The following is a 17,762-nucleotide window of genomic DNA, read 5'->3' as shown; positions in this document are numbered from 1 at the left end:
GAACCTGGAACCCTCCTAGGACCCCGTATGAACCGACACCCGAAACCCCGGGATGGCGTTCACCGCCATCCCGGGAGCGGTCGACCACGCTCACCGCACCAGGACGATCGTGGTACGAGGCCCCAGCACCGGCTGCTCGTGCGGGGTGTAGCAGCGTCCTGACACCAGGTCGCGGGCCGGGCCGAAGTCGGGACGGGGCGGCAGGGTGAAGGACCGGTCGGCCGTGGTGTTCATGGCGATCAAGAAGTCGCCGTACCGGCAGAGGTAGAAGGGCGCGTTCCCGACGAGCATCGTCTCCACCCCCGGGAAGTGCACCCCCAGCGTCGGGTCCGGCACGTCCGCCGGGATCGGCGCCTTGTAGTACAGGTCCCCGGCCAGCGACTGGTGCAGGGGCGGTCCCGGCGGCGGGAAACCTCCCGGCGGGATGGCGGCGGCGGCCGGGTCGTTGATGGCGTAGTCCCACAGGATCCAGTCCTGCACGGCGAACGCCGTCGTGGTGGCGCCGTAAGTCCGCTGCCGGATCGTCGCCGAGCGCTGGTCGGTCTCGGTGAGGTGGTGCACGCGGGCGTAGTTGTTGATCCCCTGCCGCGCCCGCCAGTACAGCGAGGCGTACAGCAGCTCCCTGCCGTGCTTGACGGCGACGGCGCCGTTCTCCTCGTCGGCGACGACGAAGTCCGGCGCGTCCCAGCCGGTGGGCAGCCGTCCGGGCTGGGGCGGCAGCGCCTGGAAGGCGTCCCAGTCCCGCGCGATGAGCCGGAACGCGTTCAGCCCGACCCGGTCCCAGGGATAGGAGATCAGCAGGTCCAGCTGGGGGTGGAACTGGCCGTCGGCCATCATCTCCTGGGTCCAGCCGATGATGTCCGGGTCCTGCAACACCACCGCCGCCTGGAGCGGGTGCGAGTCCCACACCGTGCGCTGCGCGTAGTCCGGGATGCCGGGGTAGACCTCGTTGCGCCAGCCGATGACGGTCTCGACGCGGGCGATGCGCGCGCCGGCGGCGTCGACGTCGAAGGAGTGGAAGTGGCCGCGCGCCTTGACCATCTTGATGATCTGCGCTTTCAACACCGGATCGTCCTGCGGCGCCGCACCGCGGGTCAGCGACTCGTACATCATGATCAGCCAGTCGGTGACCTCGCCGTAGCTGCCGACGTAGCCGAGTTCGCGGGTCAGACCGGCGGCGGTCACCTGGTGGTAGGAGTCGCCCAGCGGCTTGGCCGGGTTGCCGGCGGCGTCCTCAGGGCCCAGATACGGCACCAGCCCGACCGCCTGGTACAGGTAGTTCCGGGCGGCGGCCTCGGGCAGATCCAGGCCGGAGCCCAGCAGTCGCAGGGCCCTGTTGCACTGGTAGATGCCGATGGCGCAGATCTGCACCTGGTTGGAGTAGTGCGGGAAGTGCTGCCGCCAGTAGTCGCGGCTGGAGACCAGCATGTCGGTGTACGCGGCGCGGCGGGTCGGCGGGGTGTGCGCGCCGCCGGCGGGTGCGACGACGGTGACGTCGTCGATCCACGCGGTCCCGCCGTCCTTCACACCGATGAACAGCCAGGCCGACACCGCGTTCGCCGGTGTCGCCAGGGTCAGCGACTGGTACCGCCAGTCGAACGTTCCGGTCGGCGAGTAGCACTTGTTGTCGGTGCCGACGACTTTGCCCGCCGCGTCGTAGAAGAGTACGTCCAGGTAGACGCCCGCGCCGGTGACGTCCTGGCCCTTGACCCACACGCCGTAGGTGTACGTGCCCTGATCCAGGCTGACCTTGGTGTGGTTGTCGACCGCGATGGCCTGCGTGCCACTCGCGTTGCGCACCAGCTTCATCGAATACGTGCCCGAACGCCCATACGTCGTGTCGCGAGTCGCGGTGCCGTTCGCGCTCCACCCCGGAACCGACCATCCGGTGGCGGTCGCCCCCGAGCCGAGCTCGAAGCCGGGATTGGCCAGGCTGTACGGGGAGCCGGTGACCGCCGCGTCGAGTCCACTGGCGAGGTGCTCCCAAAGCAGCGCCAGCACCAGCCCGACCCGGCCGAAGCCCTGCCACTGCTGGTCGGAGGCGGTCAGCACCGCGGAGTCTGCCTTCCAGGCCCAGTAGCGGCCGTCGATCGCCTCCAGCGCGCGCTCGATCGTCGAAGCCTGCTGATATCCCGAACAGTCCGGCCAGAAGTAGGACTCGGCCAGGTGCTGCATCGACCAGCCGCCCAGGGTGTGCGGATCGGCGGTGGTGAGCAGCGTCTCGGTGTCCTTGACCACCCGGGCCCGGACGGCGGCGAGTGCCTCGGGGCCCGGAGACGTCCGGATCGACGGGGTCGGCGCGGGGCCCTGGACGTCCCCGGCCGGCGGCACGAAGAACGGATCAGTGTGCGAATACAGGCGGTAGATGCCGCGTGAGGGCGTGGTCATGGGGCGGTAGAGCTGAGCCGCGTTCTGTCCGTAGGACCAGATGCGGCCGAGGGCGCGGATCTCCAGCGACACGGACGTCTTGCCGACGGTCAGGTGCTCTGGCAACGGCAGCGTGTGGAAGAAGAAGCGGCCCGGCGCGCGCGGTGCGGTGTCGATGATGTCGAGGTTGTCGACCTCGCCCTGGTCCTGGTACCCGACTTGGAGGCCCTCGCAGAACAGCTGGAGCCGCCACAGGTGGGTGCCGACATCGGTCTCGGTCGCCGAGCCGTCGTAGTCGTCGCCCCAGAGTTTGATCGTGACGTAGGTCGTCCCGGTCGGCGCGCAGGCGAGGGTGAACGCGACCGTTCCGCCCTCGTAGGCGGCCGGCGTCGCGGGGTTCAGGATCCGCGCGCTCTGGCCGAGGCCGCCGGAGGCGACGACTGAGGACAGGGTCGGGACGAGTCCGTGGGCTGCTTCGGAGGCGTCATTGCCCAAGGTGATCGAGTCCAGCGGTGCCGGGGCGGCTCGTCCGGCGGCATAAGGCGAGGCCGGGTGCTTGTCGTCAGGCGGCGCGGTCTGGGTGGTGTCGGCCGCGGCGGTGCCGGTCTCGGCGAGCCAGGTGACGCCGGCCGCCGCGCCGGCCGTACCAACCGCGCCGGTGTACCTGAGAACGTCGCGCCGAGTGGGTGTTCCGGACATGGCTGTCCTCTCCGCGCGGCGGGGGCCGCGCCAGAATCAGGGTGGACTACGCCTAGAGGTATAGACACCGGTCTCTGCGAGACGGTAGGAGCAATGTGGCGCACACCACAAGGTGTCGTTACAGATACGTTACCTTCTAGCACTCTCGCTCTGAAAGACAAGCTGATCGACCATGCACCGCGAGTGTTGACCACGACGAGTCCGCGTCTCTACGCTAGACACCGGTGTCTATTGACGTGTCTGTGCCACTGTATGGTTGCTGAGTTTGACCGCCGTCCAGGAAAGCAGGAAGGTTCGCCGTGGCGAGAAAAGTGATCACCGGCGACGGCGAGCGCGCGACCATCCGCGACGTCGCCGCCCGCGCCGGGGTCTCGCCGTCCACTGCGGCGCGCGTGGTCGCCGGGAACTACCCCGTCGCGCAGGCCACGCGGGCCAAGGTGCTCAAGGCCATGCGCGAGCTGGACTACGTGCCCAACGCGCAGGCCCGCGCGCTGGCCAAGGGTGGCACGAAGACCGTGGCGTTCATCATGGACGACATCACCGGGCCGTCCTTCGCCTACGTCGCCAAGGGCGTCGAGCAGCAGGCCACCGCCGAGGGCCGGCTCTGCATGGTCTTCACCACCCACGGCGACCCGGAGCGCGAACTCGCCGTCGTGGAGATGATGCGCGAGCACAGCGCCGACGCGGTGATCCTGGTCGGCGGCGGCTCGCTGGACGACGCATACCGGCAGCGGATGACTTCCTTCGCCCAGGCCCTGGACAAGGCCGGCTCACGGCTGGTGCTGGCGGGGCGGCCACCGCTGGGCGACGACGTGCCGGCCACCGTCGTCGAGTACGACAACATCGGCGGCGCGTTCGCGATCACCAGCTATCTGCTGGCGCGCGGGCACCGGCGGGTCGCGTTCATCGGCGCCGACAAGGCCGGCGAGCCGCCGAACACCACCAAGGCCCACCGGTTCGAGGGGTTCCTCAACGCCCACGAAGCGTACGGCGTGGACCACGATCCGGCGCTGGTCGTCCCCTCCACGTTCACGCGCGAAGTCGGGGTGCGCGCCACCAAGCAGCTCCTCGCCTCCGGCAAGCAGTTCACGGCGGTGTTCGCCGCGACCGACATGGTCGCCGCCGGAGTGCTCGCGGCGCTGCACGACGCGGGGATCCGGGTGCCGGAGGACGTGTCGGTGGTCGGGTACGACGACATCCCGCTCGCGCTGGACGTGCAGCCGCCGCTGACCACAGTGCGCATCCCGACCGAGGAGCTCGGGCGCACGGCGGTGCGGCTCGCGCTGCATCCCGAGGAGCCGCAGCACATCATGCTCGGCACGCACGTCGTGATCCGGGGATCGGCGGGGCCTGCTCCCGGGCTCGGCCGCGGCTGAGCTCCACCCTTGCTGTCCGCCGCTTGGCACGAGTGCCAAACGAGGCGCCCGGCTGGACGAGCCAGCCGGGCGCCTCGCGAATTCAGCGACTGGCGGTATCAGTGATCAATCATCAGAGTCCGAAGACGGGATGAACGCCCCCGGCACCGTCTACGCCACGATGCTCATGACCGACCGAGAGGACGACGCCGAAGCAGCCGCCCGGGCCGCTTCTAATCCGATGGTCGCAGGTTCGAATCCGGCCGGGGGCACAGATCGAGCAGGGCCAACTAGGTCCCTGACCTAGCCTTTCGCCGATTCTCGAACGCATTGGTCTATACATCCTGACGACTCGTCACCTACATGGTCCAGGGTTGGTCCAGGGTGGGCTCAAACCGGGCTCAGAACCAGCGTTCCCGGGGCAGATTCAGCCGGGGCCGTTCCCGTTGTCCATTCCGCACGAAGGTTGCCGACGGGGCTGGCGCCGGCCGTCAGGGGCGGTGCCCGCTCCACACCGAGTTGCGCGTCTTCGACACGCCGTTGGCGGAGCCGCTCGAACCCCGGCGGGCCACCTGGCAGCACCCCGGGTTCGCCGCCAGAGTTCGCCGACAGCAAACCGGCCGCAGGGACGCAATGTCCCTGCGGCCGGTTCGTCCCTGCGGGTTTGTCAAGCGTGCAGTCCTAGACCGGCTCCCGGCACCCACCATGGTCGGTCGCACCCGCACCGGCGGCATCGACATGAACAGCCCGCGCATACGTGCCGCGCTGGCGCCGTGATCGCCCTGGCCCCGGCCCCTGGCGGGTTCACCACCGCCGACCTGGTCGCCAAGGTCCACACGATGACCGGCGTCACCGGCTACACCTGTCGCCAGGGCGCCTACGACCTGCGCAAGCTGCGCGGCAAAGAGCTGATCGTCAAACCGGACGCACCCGCCGTTACCACGTCCCGCCCCAGGCCGCCGGCACCATCACGTCGAGCACGCCCAGCCCCCACAGCACCGGACGACCGCACCCACCAGGCTCCGTGCGGCGTTCGTCGCCGGCGCGGCGCCGGTCGACCCGGTCCATCCACGCGCCCACGACCAGCCCGAACAGCAGGTATGGCAGGAACGAGCAGACCGTCGTGATCGCGAGGTTCATCGCCGAAACAGTCAGGGCGTAGACGAGTAGCGGCAGTCCGAAGGCTGTGAAGTAGGAACCGATCACCGAGACCAGCGTCCTGCGAAATGTAGCCGGAAGTCCCGGTCGTTCGGTCGCGCCACGGCTGTTCCTTGGACTTGACGGCCGGGTTCGGCCGATGCTGGGCGGTGGTTACGGTCGCGGCAGCCACGCCGTGTCCCGCCGCGGTCGCGATGATCTCCGAGAGCTGCCGCGGGCTGGCCCGCCGGAAGGCCTCACGGACGGCGACCTTCGCACTGAACATACTGTGCAGCTTCGCCACCAGGATGCCCGTCAGCAGGGAGTTGCCTCTCAGCTCGTGGAAGTCCGAGTCGCCGTCGATCTGTACCGGGGTGCTGAGCAGGTCACCGTCAATCTCCATGATCGCGGTCATGGTGTCGGTGGCGTCCACTGCGTTTTCCATGGGTACGCCTTTCAGGGATTATCCGGTACTTGCTATTCCATATCCGGATCCATGAGTACGAGTCGGAATTCCGACGTGTACCGACGCCCTCGGTCATCGACCAGCCAGCAGTCGTCGGGCTCCGGCAGCATCTCGCTGAACTCCACGGTGCTCCGCGGATCGTGCCGGGTCGCCCTGCGGATCATCGCGGCGGCGAGGTTTACCAGAGCCGGGCTCGCGAAGTCCAGGTACAGGGGCTTCACCTCGCCGGCGACGCGGTAGAAAACGCGGCGCGGCAGCGCGTTCTCAGCCCGCCAGCGCCGGATCCGGCGGAACCGCGACCCCTCAGCGCCGACGTCCGACCAGGTCAGCTCCGTCGTCTCGAAGGTCCACAGCTCCCGGGCGACGACGAGGTTGTCGATGGTCACCCGGGACCGGTGCCGTGCGGGAGGGGTGATTGCGAACGCGTTGAGCAGGGTCGCCGACAACAGGTCGCCGACGACCTCGGTCAGGTTCCACCAGCGTCCGGTCCGCACGTCCACGACGACCATCCGGTCGCCCCGCGCCGTGACCTCCAGTGCCGCAGCGGGCGTCACGTCGCCGGGCGCACCTGTCGAGTGCGGGTGCATGGTCCAGTACGTGAAGTCCTCCGACAGCAGGACCGGCGGGTAAGTGCGGGAGTTGACCTGGAGGGAGAAACGCGACGGGACGGGCACCACACGCCGGGTCCCATGATCGGCCCGGCTGTAGCCGCGCAGCCGGTCGGGATCCGGGTGTGTGCTGGTGACGGCCCGGCCGTCCAGGGTGTTCAGCGCGAGGTGGATCTCGCCGAGGACGACTTGGAACTCGCCGCGGGCGACCGCCGCGGCGTCCGGCGCGACAATCATGAAGTCCGGGCAGTGATGCCGGGCGGCCGACCACGGCAGCGCACCCGACCGGAACGCTGCGCGCGCCCGTTCTGCGATGTCGCTCGAGCGTATGGAGAAACGGGAGACGCCAGTGGGTACCGCCAGGATCTCCTGCCACTTCCGGGCCAGCCGCTCGGACAGCTCGGCGACGAGCGGGGACAGCGATTCGCGCGCGAAGTCCAGTTCGCGGGTCGCAGACCCGACCAGGGCGTCCAAAGGGGCGGTGTCCAGGCCGGTCCGCGCGGCGTACTTGGCGAACAGCAGCCGGAACCGCTCCTCATAGCCTGCGGCGGCCTGCTCGACGATCCACGCGGCGCTGTCCAGCACCAGGCTGAGCGGATCCGCGATCGCGTCGAGCACGAGAGAGCCCAGTTCGATGTCGATGTCGCGGCTCGTGTCCTCGTAGACGACAGCCCGGCCGGCATATGCCTCACCGCGTCGGCGCGAGGAGCTGGTGTCACTGATCCGCTCGAAGGTCTCGTTGAGGGACCGGAGAGCGGCCTGCACCGCACCGGACCGGCCCGCACTGGCGGCGACCTGGTCACGGGCCGCGGCCAACTCGTCGAGAGCCGCGATCAGCCGGTCGCGGGTCGGCTCGTCACCGATCCGGGCCAGTTTGCCGCGCAGGGTGCGCTCCGGGAACGGCTCGAACGGCCCGGAGAGGTCCATGGTCAGGAATCCCTGCTCCGCCCAGGTCCGCACTAGGCCGGGCACATCAGCCTCGGGTCTGGCGGCCGACAGTTCCGCGAGGGTGTGGGTGCCGTCGCACTGCTCGATCAGACTGCGTTCCCCGGGCTCGAAAGCGCGTGTTCTTCCCCGGGGCCCGTGCAGTGTGCCGTCGTGCAGATACAGGTGCTCCGCGACCACGGGGCGCAGCCACGGAACAACCTCGGGATCGTCGGACCAGATGCGGGCCAGCATGTCGATGGCCCACCACTCGAAGAAGACCGCTCTGGTGCGCACGAGACCGGGTCCGGGCCGGACGCTCAGGTCCTTCGAACCGGGTGTGATCCACGACCAGGCGATCGGGCCGAAGAACCCGATGGTGTCGTTCTTCGTGCAATAACGCTGGACGTAGTTGACGAACGTGGACGTGCGCTGCCGTCTGCGCTTCTGCGACATCTGTGCGTCATCCGCCAGTTTGTCGACCATCTCGATGAACCCGGGGTTCTGCCAGGCGATGGCTTCGCGATAGGTATTGTCCCCGGCGAGGTGCCTTATCGCCTCGGCCGTGCGCTGTTCGGCTTGCTTGTAGATCGGGGCGAACTGCGCGTCGCTCAGCTCCGAGTCCGCCGCGGAGGCGGCCTCCTCGTCGCACAGTACGCGCACATCCGCCACCGGAAAGCCCGCGCTGCGCAGGACGAACTCGGGATGCATCCACCATCGGGAGGCTCCCAGCCGGATCAGGCCCCGGTCGCCGCTCACCATGACGACACCTCCTGGGCCAGGCCGAGCGCCTGCACCCGATCGATCTTGCCGTTCTGGTTCAGTGGCAGCCGTTTCACGCGGTGATAGTGCATGGGGACCCTATAAGGGGGAGGAGGCAGCGCACCGCCGTCATGAACCAGTCGTCGGTCCGGGTTTCCCCTGTGTACAGCGCGATCAGCTCGTGCTCGCCGTCCGCCGAGGTCCGGACGGTGACGCAGGCGTCGGTGATCTCCGCCATCGAGCGCAGGGCCGACTCCACGTCGCCCGGCTCGACCCCGGTGTCCCAGAACCTTGATCTGGTCGTCCCAGCGGCCCAGGTGGACGAGCTGACCGTCTTCGAGCCGGACGCGGTCGCCGGTGCGGTACCAGTGCCGCGCACTGATCGCGGCCGTCGGCCCCCGCTCCGCGACGAAGCGGCCGGGCGTCATGAGCTCCCGCTTGGTGGGAACCACCAAGGCGGCCCCCGACCTCCACGCGACGAACAGATCGAACACCGACGGGTCGAAAGTCAGCTCGAAGGTCTGCGACAGTCGGCAGCCGGGACCCGTCCCGTAGGCCGCTATTTGACAGTCCAGGAACGACAGGACGTTCGCGTGACTGATGAGCACACCTTTGGGCGTCCCCGTGGAGCCCGACGTGAACATGAGATAGGCCGGTTCGTCGGGGCCAACCGGTCGGTGGTCGAGGCCGCCGCCGTCCTCGTCCAGGGCCTTCGCCCAATCATCGTCGCTCACCTCGACGACCTGGGTGGACGCGACGCTGAGCCCGGGCAGCTGATGCGCTCCGGCCTGGTCGGCGTCGTAGGCCACCTCGGCCACCACTGCGTTGGCGTTGATGGCGAGCAGCGCCAGGAGCCGGCACGCCCTGGGGCTGCGGAGGCTCGCCTTGCTGTTTCGGGCGGTGACGACCAGAGGTCCGAGGATTCTGATCTCGAAGGAAGGTTCGTCGCCCGCTTCCGCAGGGGGTATGAATGCTATCGTCACAGTCCGGCCTCCGGCTCTGCTGGCACGGGGTCGCGCCCGCATTCTTCTTGATGTGCTCAAGCGTCACAAAAGCGGAACAGACGCCAAGATCATATCGATGGGTGCCAGACCACCGCGACACGCCCACCAGCCAGCAGACTCAAAGGAAGAGCCATTCGACGTGAACCCCGAACCCGCGGATCAAGAGCAGACTGGCTCGGATCATGCCGATCCGGACTGCGGCCGGGGCCATTTTCCAGCGGACCAGGGATCCGCTGGAAATCGGACGAATCTCAGTTCAGCCGATCGTGATCTCAGCTGTGGTTGTGGCGCGTGGGTTGCCCAGTCTCCGCAGCCCATGATCCAGGTCCTGTTGGCGACGTCGCTGGCTATACTTGGAGAGATGGGCCCTACGCCGACTACATTCAGGCCACGTATGCACGGCCCTGACTCGGTCGCAGAGCGCGGAGACGCATCGGACGGATCTGGCGCGGGCGTCTTGAGGGTTCTGCGGAACCGATCCCGGGTCGCCCAGCGCACCTCGGGAACACAACATCCCAGGTAGCTGTGTTGCCAGGATGCTGCTACGGGTGCGCCGCCAGGGACCTTCGGTATCGGAGATCAGGTCACTCCGGTGCGAACAACTCACGGTGGACAGCCGACAGTCCCAAATATTGCCCGCCGTAGGGGGAGAAGGAGGTACCGGCAATCGATCCGTTCGCGGTTCGCAATGCGGCCCGCACGGTGTAGTCGGGATGGATCCCGTCCGCGCCGGTCCGGCGTTCGAATTCGACCGTGAGCACGTCGCCGACGCGGGCTGCTGCTGGAGTGTCGAAGACGGGGAGGTATCCCGGGATCCAGCTTGTGTGTTCCAGCAGTGAGTCGACGACTGGCGCGCCGGCGCCCGCGTCGAGTCTTATCCAGCACAGGAGTCCGTCCACTGGTCCTTCGCGATGGATGTCGAGTTCGACGCGGGCCGTGGCTTCGAGGGCCTCGCAGCCGTCGAAACGGAGCCTCTCCACGACGCCTGAGGTCGAGGACACCGAAGCGGGATCTGGGTTGGCGACAGCCAGGCGGATGTCGAAGGGTCCGCCGTTCAAAGTGAAGATGTCCGTGAGGTAGGGCAGCGACTCGGCGCTGAATGCCAGGCCTTCCGGGAACATCGATCGGAGTGACACCGCGCCGACAAGGGTTTCGCACGATGCCGGTACGACCAGCGCGTCCGGTGTGAGCAGCCGGGCACGCGCGTCGGCCATCGCCGCCAGCATCCCCTCCGCGCTGGCTATTGAACCGATGAGCTCGGCGACGCACACCTCTGCCGGTGCATCGAGGTCGATGTCATATGACGAGCCGAAGCGGAGGTCGATGACGGCCTTCTCCGGCCGGCCGGACAGTCGTGCCGCGGCTGCGTCGTGGCTGCGCCGGATCGCTTCAATGGCGACCACTCGCTTCGCGCCGAGCGCGGCGGCCTCCACGGCCCACTGGAGGTTTTGACCGGTGCCGATGTCGACCACTCGGCGGCCCTCGACCATGGTGCGCAGAGCCTGCCGGAAGGCGTTGTTTCGCACTGCATCCGTGCTCATCGAGGCATAAAGGAAGGGGTCGTACACGGGGTACTCGCCTACCGAGGGCCACAGGTCCGGGCGTTCGCCGTAGCCGGGGTCGGGGTCGATGGCGATCGCTATGTCACCCTGCCGGCACTCGTAAGGAACTCGCTCGATCATCTCCATGTTCCAATCTCTTCGAGAGGAAAGAGTCGGATCGTCCTCCGGCTCAGGGTAAGCATTCATCTCTGCGGTGGCGGCGGTGTCAGCCTTCGAGGGCGATCGGTGGCATCCACAGGTTGCCGGTCATGGCGCGGTAGATCGCCTCGAAGGCCCCCATGCCCTGCTTGACCGCGCTGGACACGGAGGAGCGCACGGTCAGCCAGTTCGCGGCGCCGGCTTCGCCAGGCGTGGCTGCCGGAGATTCTGATCCAGGTCTTCACCGGCCGCTGGTCGCGTTCGGCCACGTTGTTCGTCGGGGCCACGTGCAGGTCTTCGGTGAACAGCAGGTATTGCCCGGCCCGGTCGCGCAAGCGCTCCAGCAGGTTGACGGCGTCGGACTGGAGCGTCCGACGTCCGGCATGGCGCGCGAGGGCGTCGTGGATCGCGGTGAGGTTCTCGATGCGGTGCCTCCTCTCCTGGTCGAGGCCGTCGTATGCGGCGACAGCCGGCGGAACGCGGACGGCCACAGCAGCCGAAGAGGGTCGGTCCGAGCAGGATGCCAGAGATGACGTTCGGCTGGCCGAGGCGCCGCAGGGCAGCCCCGGCGGCATGGCACGCTGGCAGGATGACGGGCACCACCACGAGCAGGCGGGGAAAGTAGTCGGTCGGAGCCGGGCCGGCGGGGACCTTGTCCGGGGAGTTGTGATACCCGGCTGTGCCGAATCGTGGGTACCGCCAGGGAGATCGCCGTCGGCAACGCGACGAGTCCGCCTCCGACGAACAGACGGTGCACGGCCGCGACCCGCCCGGCCGCCGGTGGTACGACTCCGCAGTCATCGCTTCGGCACCCCTGCGATCGTCACCCGTTCCATGACCCGGCGATGCGGCGAATAGTCTGCGACTGCATAGTGCTGTGTCGACCTGTTGTCCCAGACGGCGATCGCGCCAGGCGTCCAACGGAACCGGCACTGATACTCCGGCCGGCTCGCCTGTGAGCACAGCAACTCCAGCAACTCTTCATTCTCAGAGGCGGTAAGGCCGAGGATCTCGCGGGTGTACACCCGGTTCACGTAGATGATGCGGCGGCCCGTCTCCGGGTGGACGAGGACAACCGGATGGTCAGACTGCGGAAACAGATCGCGGCTCAGTTCCGACCGTCTGACCGAGTCACGCCCGGCATGGCGAGTCAGGAAGTCGTGAACCGCGGTGAGGTTCTCGACGCGTTCCTTGACGTCGTCCGGCAGCCCGTCGTAGGCCGCCGCCATGTCGGACCACAATGTGTCTCCGCCCAGCGGCGGCAGGTCGACGGCTCGAAGGATTGAGGCGGTGGAGGGCGTCTGCAGGTACGTGACATCGCTGTGCCATACGTTCTCCGAGGCCGGCGAGTCGGGACCGTGGGCGATCACGATCACCTCGGGAAGGTCGGCCTTCTCAGCTGTCGGGAAGTCGATCGGCTCCCCCCACAGCCGTGCGAAGTCGAGGTGTTCCTTCGACGTCGGATCGAGTCCGCGGAAAAAGAGCACCTTCCAGTCGAGGAACGCCCGCTTCAGGTCGCCCAACACCGGCCCGGTCGGCAGGTTGCGCAGATCGATCCCGGATATCTCCGCGCCGATGACCGGTCCGCAGGGCTCGATCCGAAAGTAGTCGCTGTCCGTGAAGGCCGTCATCGCTTGTCCGTTCCCGGCGTCTCCGTCAGCCGGAAGACCTCGCAGATCGTCGGCGCCACCCGCCCGGCCTTGAACGACCACGTGTCGGACTCGTGCCGATAGCCGGTGCTGGACCCGCAGTTGACGACGACGCCGCCCCGGGTATCCACGACGGAGACTCTGAACGTCGCCCGGCCCGTGTACTCGAAGACGACGTCGGGATCGCGCCCGGCCCGGCGGCGCACGATCGCCCCGAGCTGCTTGCCGATCTCGACGGCGACCTCCGCCGCGTCCGAGCCGACGATGTGGTATGGCAGATCGTGGCGCGCGGCCCACCCGCCCTGGCGGCCGAAACGGGAGCCGGCCGTCACGGCCACGACGACCTCGTCCGGCAACGGTTCCAGCATGGGCACGGTTCCGAAGCGCAGAGACTTGCGCACGTCTTCGTCGACGACACCGGTGGACATCGACGCGTCCTGGACCCGAAGGTACGCCGCCGTGTACTCGGTCGGCTGCCGAAGCCCTCGAAGCTGCTCCGGGCTCGCGCCGTCGATCAGAGCCTCGATCATCGCGCTGGTCATCGCGGTCCTCCTTGGTCAGGCTGACGGGGAGCCGATGAGGCCATGGCCGGGGCTGTCCGGCAGGCTGCTGTGAACACGTCGAGGCAGGGGTGGTCGAACAACGCCGCAAACGGCACATGACGGCCGGTCACCCGACGCACCTCGGTGACCGCCTGGACCGCGAGCAGCGAGGTGCCGCCCAGGTCGTGGAAGAAATCGGCACCGTGCTCGTCGACCGGCAGCCCCAGGACCGCCGACCACGCCTGCGCGATCTGGAGCTCCAGGGAATCGGCGATACTCGCCGCCGCGGAGTCGGCCGCGGCCCCATCCTTCCCGTACGGCGGCAACGCCGTCTCGTCTATTTTCCCGTTGGCCAGCCGAGGAAGCCGGTCGACCCGCACCACGCGGGTCGGCACCATGTGCGCGGGCAGCCGGTTCCTCGCGGGAGACATGTCGACGTCGCCCTCGGCGACGACGTACGCGACGAGCACGGAGCTGCCATGCGGTCCGGCGGCGACGACGACGTGCACGGCCTCGACGCCCCCGCACTCGCCGACCGCTGCCTGGACCTCGGCGATCTCCACCCGGAAGCCGCGGATCTTGACCTGCCGGTCGGCTCGGCCGAGGAATTCCAGGTTCCCGTCCGCCCGGAATCGCGCCCGATCACCGGTCCGGTAGAGACGCCCGCCAGGAGCTCCGTGGGGATCGGGGACGAAACGCTCGGCGGTGAGAGCCGGGCGGTTCAGGTAGCCCCAAGCCAACGACCGCCCCCCGAGGAAGAGCTCGCCGACCGCCCCGGGCGGCAGCGGGCGACCGTCCTCTCCGAGCACGTAGACCGTGGAGTTCGACAGCGGTGTTCCGATCGGCATGCCGAGCCCGGCATGGTCCGGATCGACGCGCCAGCCGACACTGTCGACGGTGCATTCGGTCAGGCCGTAGACATTGGAGAGCATCGAGCCCCTGAGGCCGCGCAGGAAACGCCGCGCCTCCGTCCGCGACCAGCGTTCTCCGCCCAGAGTCAGGACCCTGGTGGACATCGCGCTCATGACCCTGGCGGACATAGCGCTCCGGCCGTCGTCGAAGCGCTCCGAGTCGGCCGCCATCCGGAGGACTGCGGGTACGCAGTCAAGCATGACGGGATTCGCATGACGTAGGAACTCCACCAGCGAATCCGGATCTCTGAGCACTTCCCGCGAGCAGATGTGAAGCTCACCGCCATGGGTCAGAGCCCGCGTCAACTCGCCGACGGACTGGTCGAAGGAACTGCTCGACACCATGGGATAGCGGCCGCCGCCACCCGGCAGGCTGTAATGGTCCCGCCACATGGCGAGTGCGGAGGCGAGTGCGTCATGCGAGATCATGACGCCTTTGGGGGTCCCCGTGCTGCCCGCATCGCGCCCCGGCATCACGCACCATCAGGTGGAGAAGGGCTGCGGGATATGCCGGGTCCAAGGGAAGATACGCCGCACCGGACTTCATGACGCCCAGCGCTGCGACGGGAAACCGGTGTGAGCGCGACTCGCCGACACCGACGATGTCCCCCGGCCCCACCCCGCGCTCGGCCAGAGTCGACGCCACCGCGTCGGACCACCGGTCCAGCTCGGCATAGGTCAGCCGCAGTTCACCCTCGACGATCGCCGTGGCGTTCGGGCGTTCGGACGCGGCTCGGCGGAAGTCCTGCACGACTGTCGTGGTCGTCGGTGCCGCCAAACGGTCGAAACCGCTCCATGTCGCGAGCATGGCCGCGTCGTGGGGATGCACACCGGACGCAGACCGCACAGCAGCGTACGGTGCTGCGGTGAGCTGCTCCAACAGCGTGCTGTAGGTCCGTACCATGGCGTCGGCGGTGCCCGCCTCGAAGAGGTCGGTGTCGTAGTTCCACACCACTTCGTAACCAGACTCGGCCCTCACCAGAGTCACTGAGATGTCGAGGACCTGGATGTCGCGATCGAGGCGGAGCGGCGTGCCGAGCGCTCCGGCAATGAGCGCAGGCTTCAGCGTGTTACCAGCGAAGGTCACCTGGTACAGCGGATTGATGCCTCCGGACCGGTCCGGACGCACTGCGGCGACCACCTCGTCGAGAGGGACATGGCTGTAGTCGATCGTGTCCAGGACCTGGGAACGACACCGCCGGACCAGCGTCTCGAAGCTCTTCGCCTCATCGATGTGCAGCCGCACCACCGCCGTGTTGGCCAGGTATCCGACGGCATCCCAGCTGCCAGGCCACGACCGGTTCGCAACCGGAACGCCGACGGCGATGTCCGTGCTCCCGGTGTAGCGGGCAAGGAGAACGCCGAACACGGCGAGGCCGACCACGACCGGCGTCAAACCGGTGCGGGCCAGTTCGCCGAGCCGGTCGCCGACCACGTCGGGCAAGCGGGTCCGGCCCACCGCGCCGTAGCCGCTGGGCTGCATCGGCCGGGGGAAGTCGATCGGGAGGTCGAGCGGTTCCAGCCCAGCCAATTCGGCCTGCCTGCGCCGGACGTACGCGGCCGCGACGGGATCCGCCAGCGCGGACGCCTCGGCTCGGGCGATGTCGTAGAACTGTGACGCCGGGTGATCCTGATCGGTGTCGACCGTGCCGAGTTCGTCGATGAGGATCTCGAACGCCCGCCCGTCGCAGAGCAGGTGGTGCGTGACGACAGCGAGCATCACGGTATCGCCCGCGACTGCGACGTGACAACGCATCAATGGGGCCGTGGCGATGTCGAAGGATTGATCGGCACAGTCGGCGATCCACGCCGACGCCTCGTCTCGTGTGCCGAACGCGCGCACCTCCGGTGTCACGTCCAGTTCGTCATGGACGATGGCGTGCGGCTCGGGCTCGACAGCGAACGTCGCACGCAACACGTCGTGACGGCCGACCGTCTGGCGCAACGCCGCGGCGAGCACGCTCACGTCGAAAGCCGTACGGCGGAACTCCCAGCCGCAGGCTATCGTCATCCGGGCGGTGTGCGCGGGGTCCACCGCGTGTCGGAGAAGCAAGCGGGCCTGGGCGCGGGTGACCGGCTGGATCCTCATACGGCCGCCCTCCTTCCCGACTCGGCGGCCGAGGTGCGCAGCCCTTCGGCCAGCCCGGCGACGATGGCCGAGCCCTCATAGCGCCCGACGGCACGTTCGCCGAGAACCACCTGCACGTCGAGGCCGGTTCCGAAATCGAAGACCCGGACGGTGAAATCGCTGGGACTGCCCGGATAGGGCCAGCCCAGGTGACCCTGGAAGCCGGTGCCGTCCTCCGCGGCCCAGCACATCCGGGGATGAACCCGCCGATAGGTCAGCAGCACCCGGTCGAGTTGCAGCTCCGGCCGATCCGCCCGAGCCCTGGCGAGCGATACCAGGCGGGCATAGGGGAACGCCCGATGCCGGAGGCCTTCGCGCCAGACCTCCTCGTCGGCGTCAGGGGTGACCGCTAGCGGGACCTGGTTCACGAAACAGCCCATGACGGGCTCGTCCGGTCCGCCTTCCGGCGGCCGGGTCGACGTCGCGACAGCGAGGAACGGATCGTCCCAGCCGGCCTCCCGCAGCGTTCGCGCGCTATGCCGCACGGCGGCCGAGAACAGGCTGCCACTCGAAGCTGCTCGGCCGCGGGTCGGCACTCTCACCTGGAAGCGCACGCCGCCGGCGGCCTCGGCCGGCCGGCGCGGCCCGGGGTCGGCTGCCCGGTCGAACAGCCCACGACTGTGGCAGTTCTCGAGCCACAGGTCCCAGAACCGGCTGTGTTCGGCCATGCCGTGCGACTCCACGGCGCGAACTGTCTCGACCAGGGCCCGGTACGCCGCTTCGGGCTCCTCGGGACAGTCGCCCATGATCGCGGCGGCCAGCCTGCGAACGACGGACGGCTGGCACGCCCCGTCCCCGGTGAGGTGGTGCACGACGAGCGCCACGCGATGGCGCGCCTGCCCCGGCGCGACGACGAAGCGCGCCAACGGCCCGCCGTCCAGTTCGAAATCCCTGGCGGCGGCCGCATGCACGGCAGCGGTCACCTGAGGATCCGACGCCGGATCCGCGCACGGAGCCAGCACGGTCACTTCAGGAGGGGTTTCGTCGAGCCACTGCACCACACGTCCCGTCCGGTCGATGCCGAACCGCAGCCTCGAGGCAGGTGTCGAAGCGGTGAAGTGCGCACATGCCTTGATCACCCGCCCGGCGCCGACGGCACCGTCGACGTCGAGGACGGTACAGATGTTGCGCCCCGCACTCGTTCGCGGCTTCTGCTCCCCGATCCAGAGGGCGGCCTGAGCGAGGGTCGCCAAAAAAGGATCTATCATGATAAACCCTACCCAATGAGGACTGAATATGCGACAATCATTGCTCTGACTGAGGGAGGGACTCATGGTGGATGACGGTCTCGAAGGCCGCCTGCTGCCGCTGTGGCGCAGCGTTCTCAATCGCCCTGATCTGACCGGGGATGCCGACTTCTTCGAGAACGGCGGCGATTCGCTGCTGGCCACCCAGCTGGTGGCCATTCTGCGGATGGAACTGGGCCGCCCCACGCTGTCGGTGCGGACCGTCTTCAACGCGCCGAGCGCCGCTGAGTACGCCGTTCTGCTCGCACGGCTCTGAATGAGCG

General features: G+C 68.4%; 12 protein-coding genes and 2 pseudogenes. 2 read left to right on the top strand and 12 right to left on the bottom strand.

What is annotated here, in order from left to right; all coding sequences use genetic code 11:
- Window positions 1-90: 90 nt before the first annotated feature.
- Window positions 91-3,066, bottom strand: a complete 2,976-nt coding sequence (locus tag JF597_RS42335; RefSeq protein WP_294009273.1) for a Tat pathway signal sequence domain protein — start codon at window positions 3,064-3,066, stop codon at window positions 91-93.
- 299 nt (window positions 3,067-3,365) lie between these two features.
- Here JF597_RS42335 and JF597_RS42330 point away from each other — a divergent pair, with 299 nt between their 5' ends.
- Window positions 3,366-4,442, top strand: coding sequence for a LacI family DNA-binding transcriptional regulator (locus tag JF597_RS42330; protein WP_294009271.1), 1,077 nt, complete (start codon window positions 3,366-3,368; stop codon window positions 4,440-4,442).
- Window positions 4,443-5,357: 915 nt separating this feature from the next.
- Here the strand turns inward: JF597_RS42330 and JF597_RS42325 are convergent.
- The 11 genes and pseudogenes from JF597_RS42325 to JF597_RS42285 form a co-directional block, all read right to left on the bottom strand.
- Window positions 5,358-5,627, bottom strand: coding sequence for a hypothetical protein (locus tag JF597_RS42325; RefSeq protein ID WP_294009269.1), 270 nt, complete (start codon window positions 5,625-5,627; stop codon window positions 5,358-5,360).
- 160 nt (window positions 5,628-5,787) lie between these two features.
- Window positions 5,788-5,961 (bottom strand): annotated as a pseudogene (locus JF597_RS55800) (phosphopantetheine-binding protein); the annotation flags it as partial.
- A 74-nt stretch (window positions 5,962-6,035) separates the two neighbouring features.
- Window positions 6,036-8,318: a lantibiotic dehydratase gene (locus JF597_RS42320; protein WP_294009267.1), complete on the bottom strand. Its 2,283-nt coding sequence runs from the start codon at window positions 8,316-8,318 to the stop codon at window positions 6,036-6,038.
- Complete coding sequence (locus tag JF597_RS42315; protein ID WP_294009265.1) at window positions 8,312-9,301, bottom strand: AMP-binding protein; 990 nt, start codon at window positions 9,299-9,301, stop codon at window positions 8,312-8,314. Before JF597_RS42315 ends, JF597_RS42320 begins: the two co-directional genes overlap by 7 nt.
- 605 nt (window positions 9,302-9,906) lie before the next feature.
- The gene (locus tag JF597_RS42310; protein ID WP_294009263.1) at window positions 9,907-11,010 is read right to left on the bottom strand and encodes a class I SAM-dependent methyltransferase; all 1,104 of its coding nucleotides are present in this window, start codon (window positions 11,008-11,010) and stop codon (window positions 9,907-9,909) included.
- 260 nt (window positions 11,011-11,270) lie between these two features.
- Window positions 11,271-11,597: pseudogene (locus JF597_RS55795) on the bottom strand (transposase); the annotation flags it as partial.
- 222 nt (window positions 11,598-11,819) lie between these two features.
- A complete protein-coding gene (locus JF597_RS42305) occupies window positions 11,820-12,653 on the bottom strand; it encodes a TauD/TfdA family dioxygenase (RefSeq protein WP_294009261.1) in 834 nt (277 codons plus the stop codon).
- Window positions 12,650-13,213, bottom strand: a complete 564-nt coding sequence (locus JF597_RS42300) for a hypothetical protein (protein ID WP_294009259.1) — start codon at window positions 13,211-13,213, stop codon at window positions 12,650-12,652. The genes JF597_RS42305 and JF597_RS42300 overlap by 4 nt, the downstream gene beginning before the upstream one ends.
- Window positions 13,210-14,553, bottom strand: coding sequence for a non-ribosomal peptide synthetase (locus JF597_RS42295; RefSeq protein WP_294009257.1), 1,344 nt, complete (start codon window positions 14,551-14,553; stop codon window positions 13,210-13,212). Before JF597_RS42295 ends, JF597_RS42300 begins: the two co-directional genes overlap by 4 nt.
- The gene (locus JF597_RS42290; protein ID WP_294009255.1) at window positions 14,540-16,213 is read right to left on the bottom strand and encodes a condensation domain-containing protein; all 1,674 of its coding nucleotides are present in this window, start codon (window positions 16,211-16,213) and stop codon (window positions 14,540-14,542) included. Before JF597_RS42290 ends, JF597_RS42295 begins: the two co-directional genes overlap by 14 nt.
- Entirely contained in the window at window positions 16,210-17,445 is a 1,236-nt protein-coding gene (locus JF597_RS42285; protein WP_294009253.1) for a condensation domain-containing protein, read from the bottom strand. Before JF597_RS42285 ends, JF597_RS42290 begins: the two co-directional genes overlap by 4 nt.
- A gap of 79 nt (window positions 17,446-17,524) precedes the next feature.
- On the opposite strand from JF597_RS42285, the gene JF597_RS42280 reads away from it, so the two are divergent.
- Complete coding sequence (locus JF597_RS42280) at window positions 17,525-17,755, top strand: phosphopantetheine-binding protein (protein WP_294009251.1); 231 nt, start codon at window positions 17,525-17,527, stop codon at window positions 17,753-17,755.
- The last annotated feature ends 7 nt before the right edge of the window (window positions 17,756-17,762 follow it).

The organism is Streptomyces sp., from assembly GCF_019510245.1.
Taxonomy (GTDB): domain Bacteria; phylum Actinomycetota; class Actinomycetes; order Streptomycetales; family Streptomycetaceae; genus Streptomyces.
This window is presented reverse-complemented; position numbering and strand designations above follow the sequence as displayed.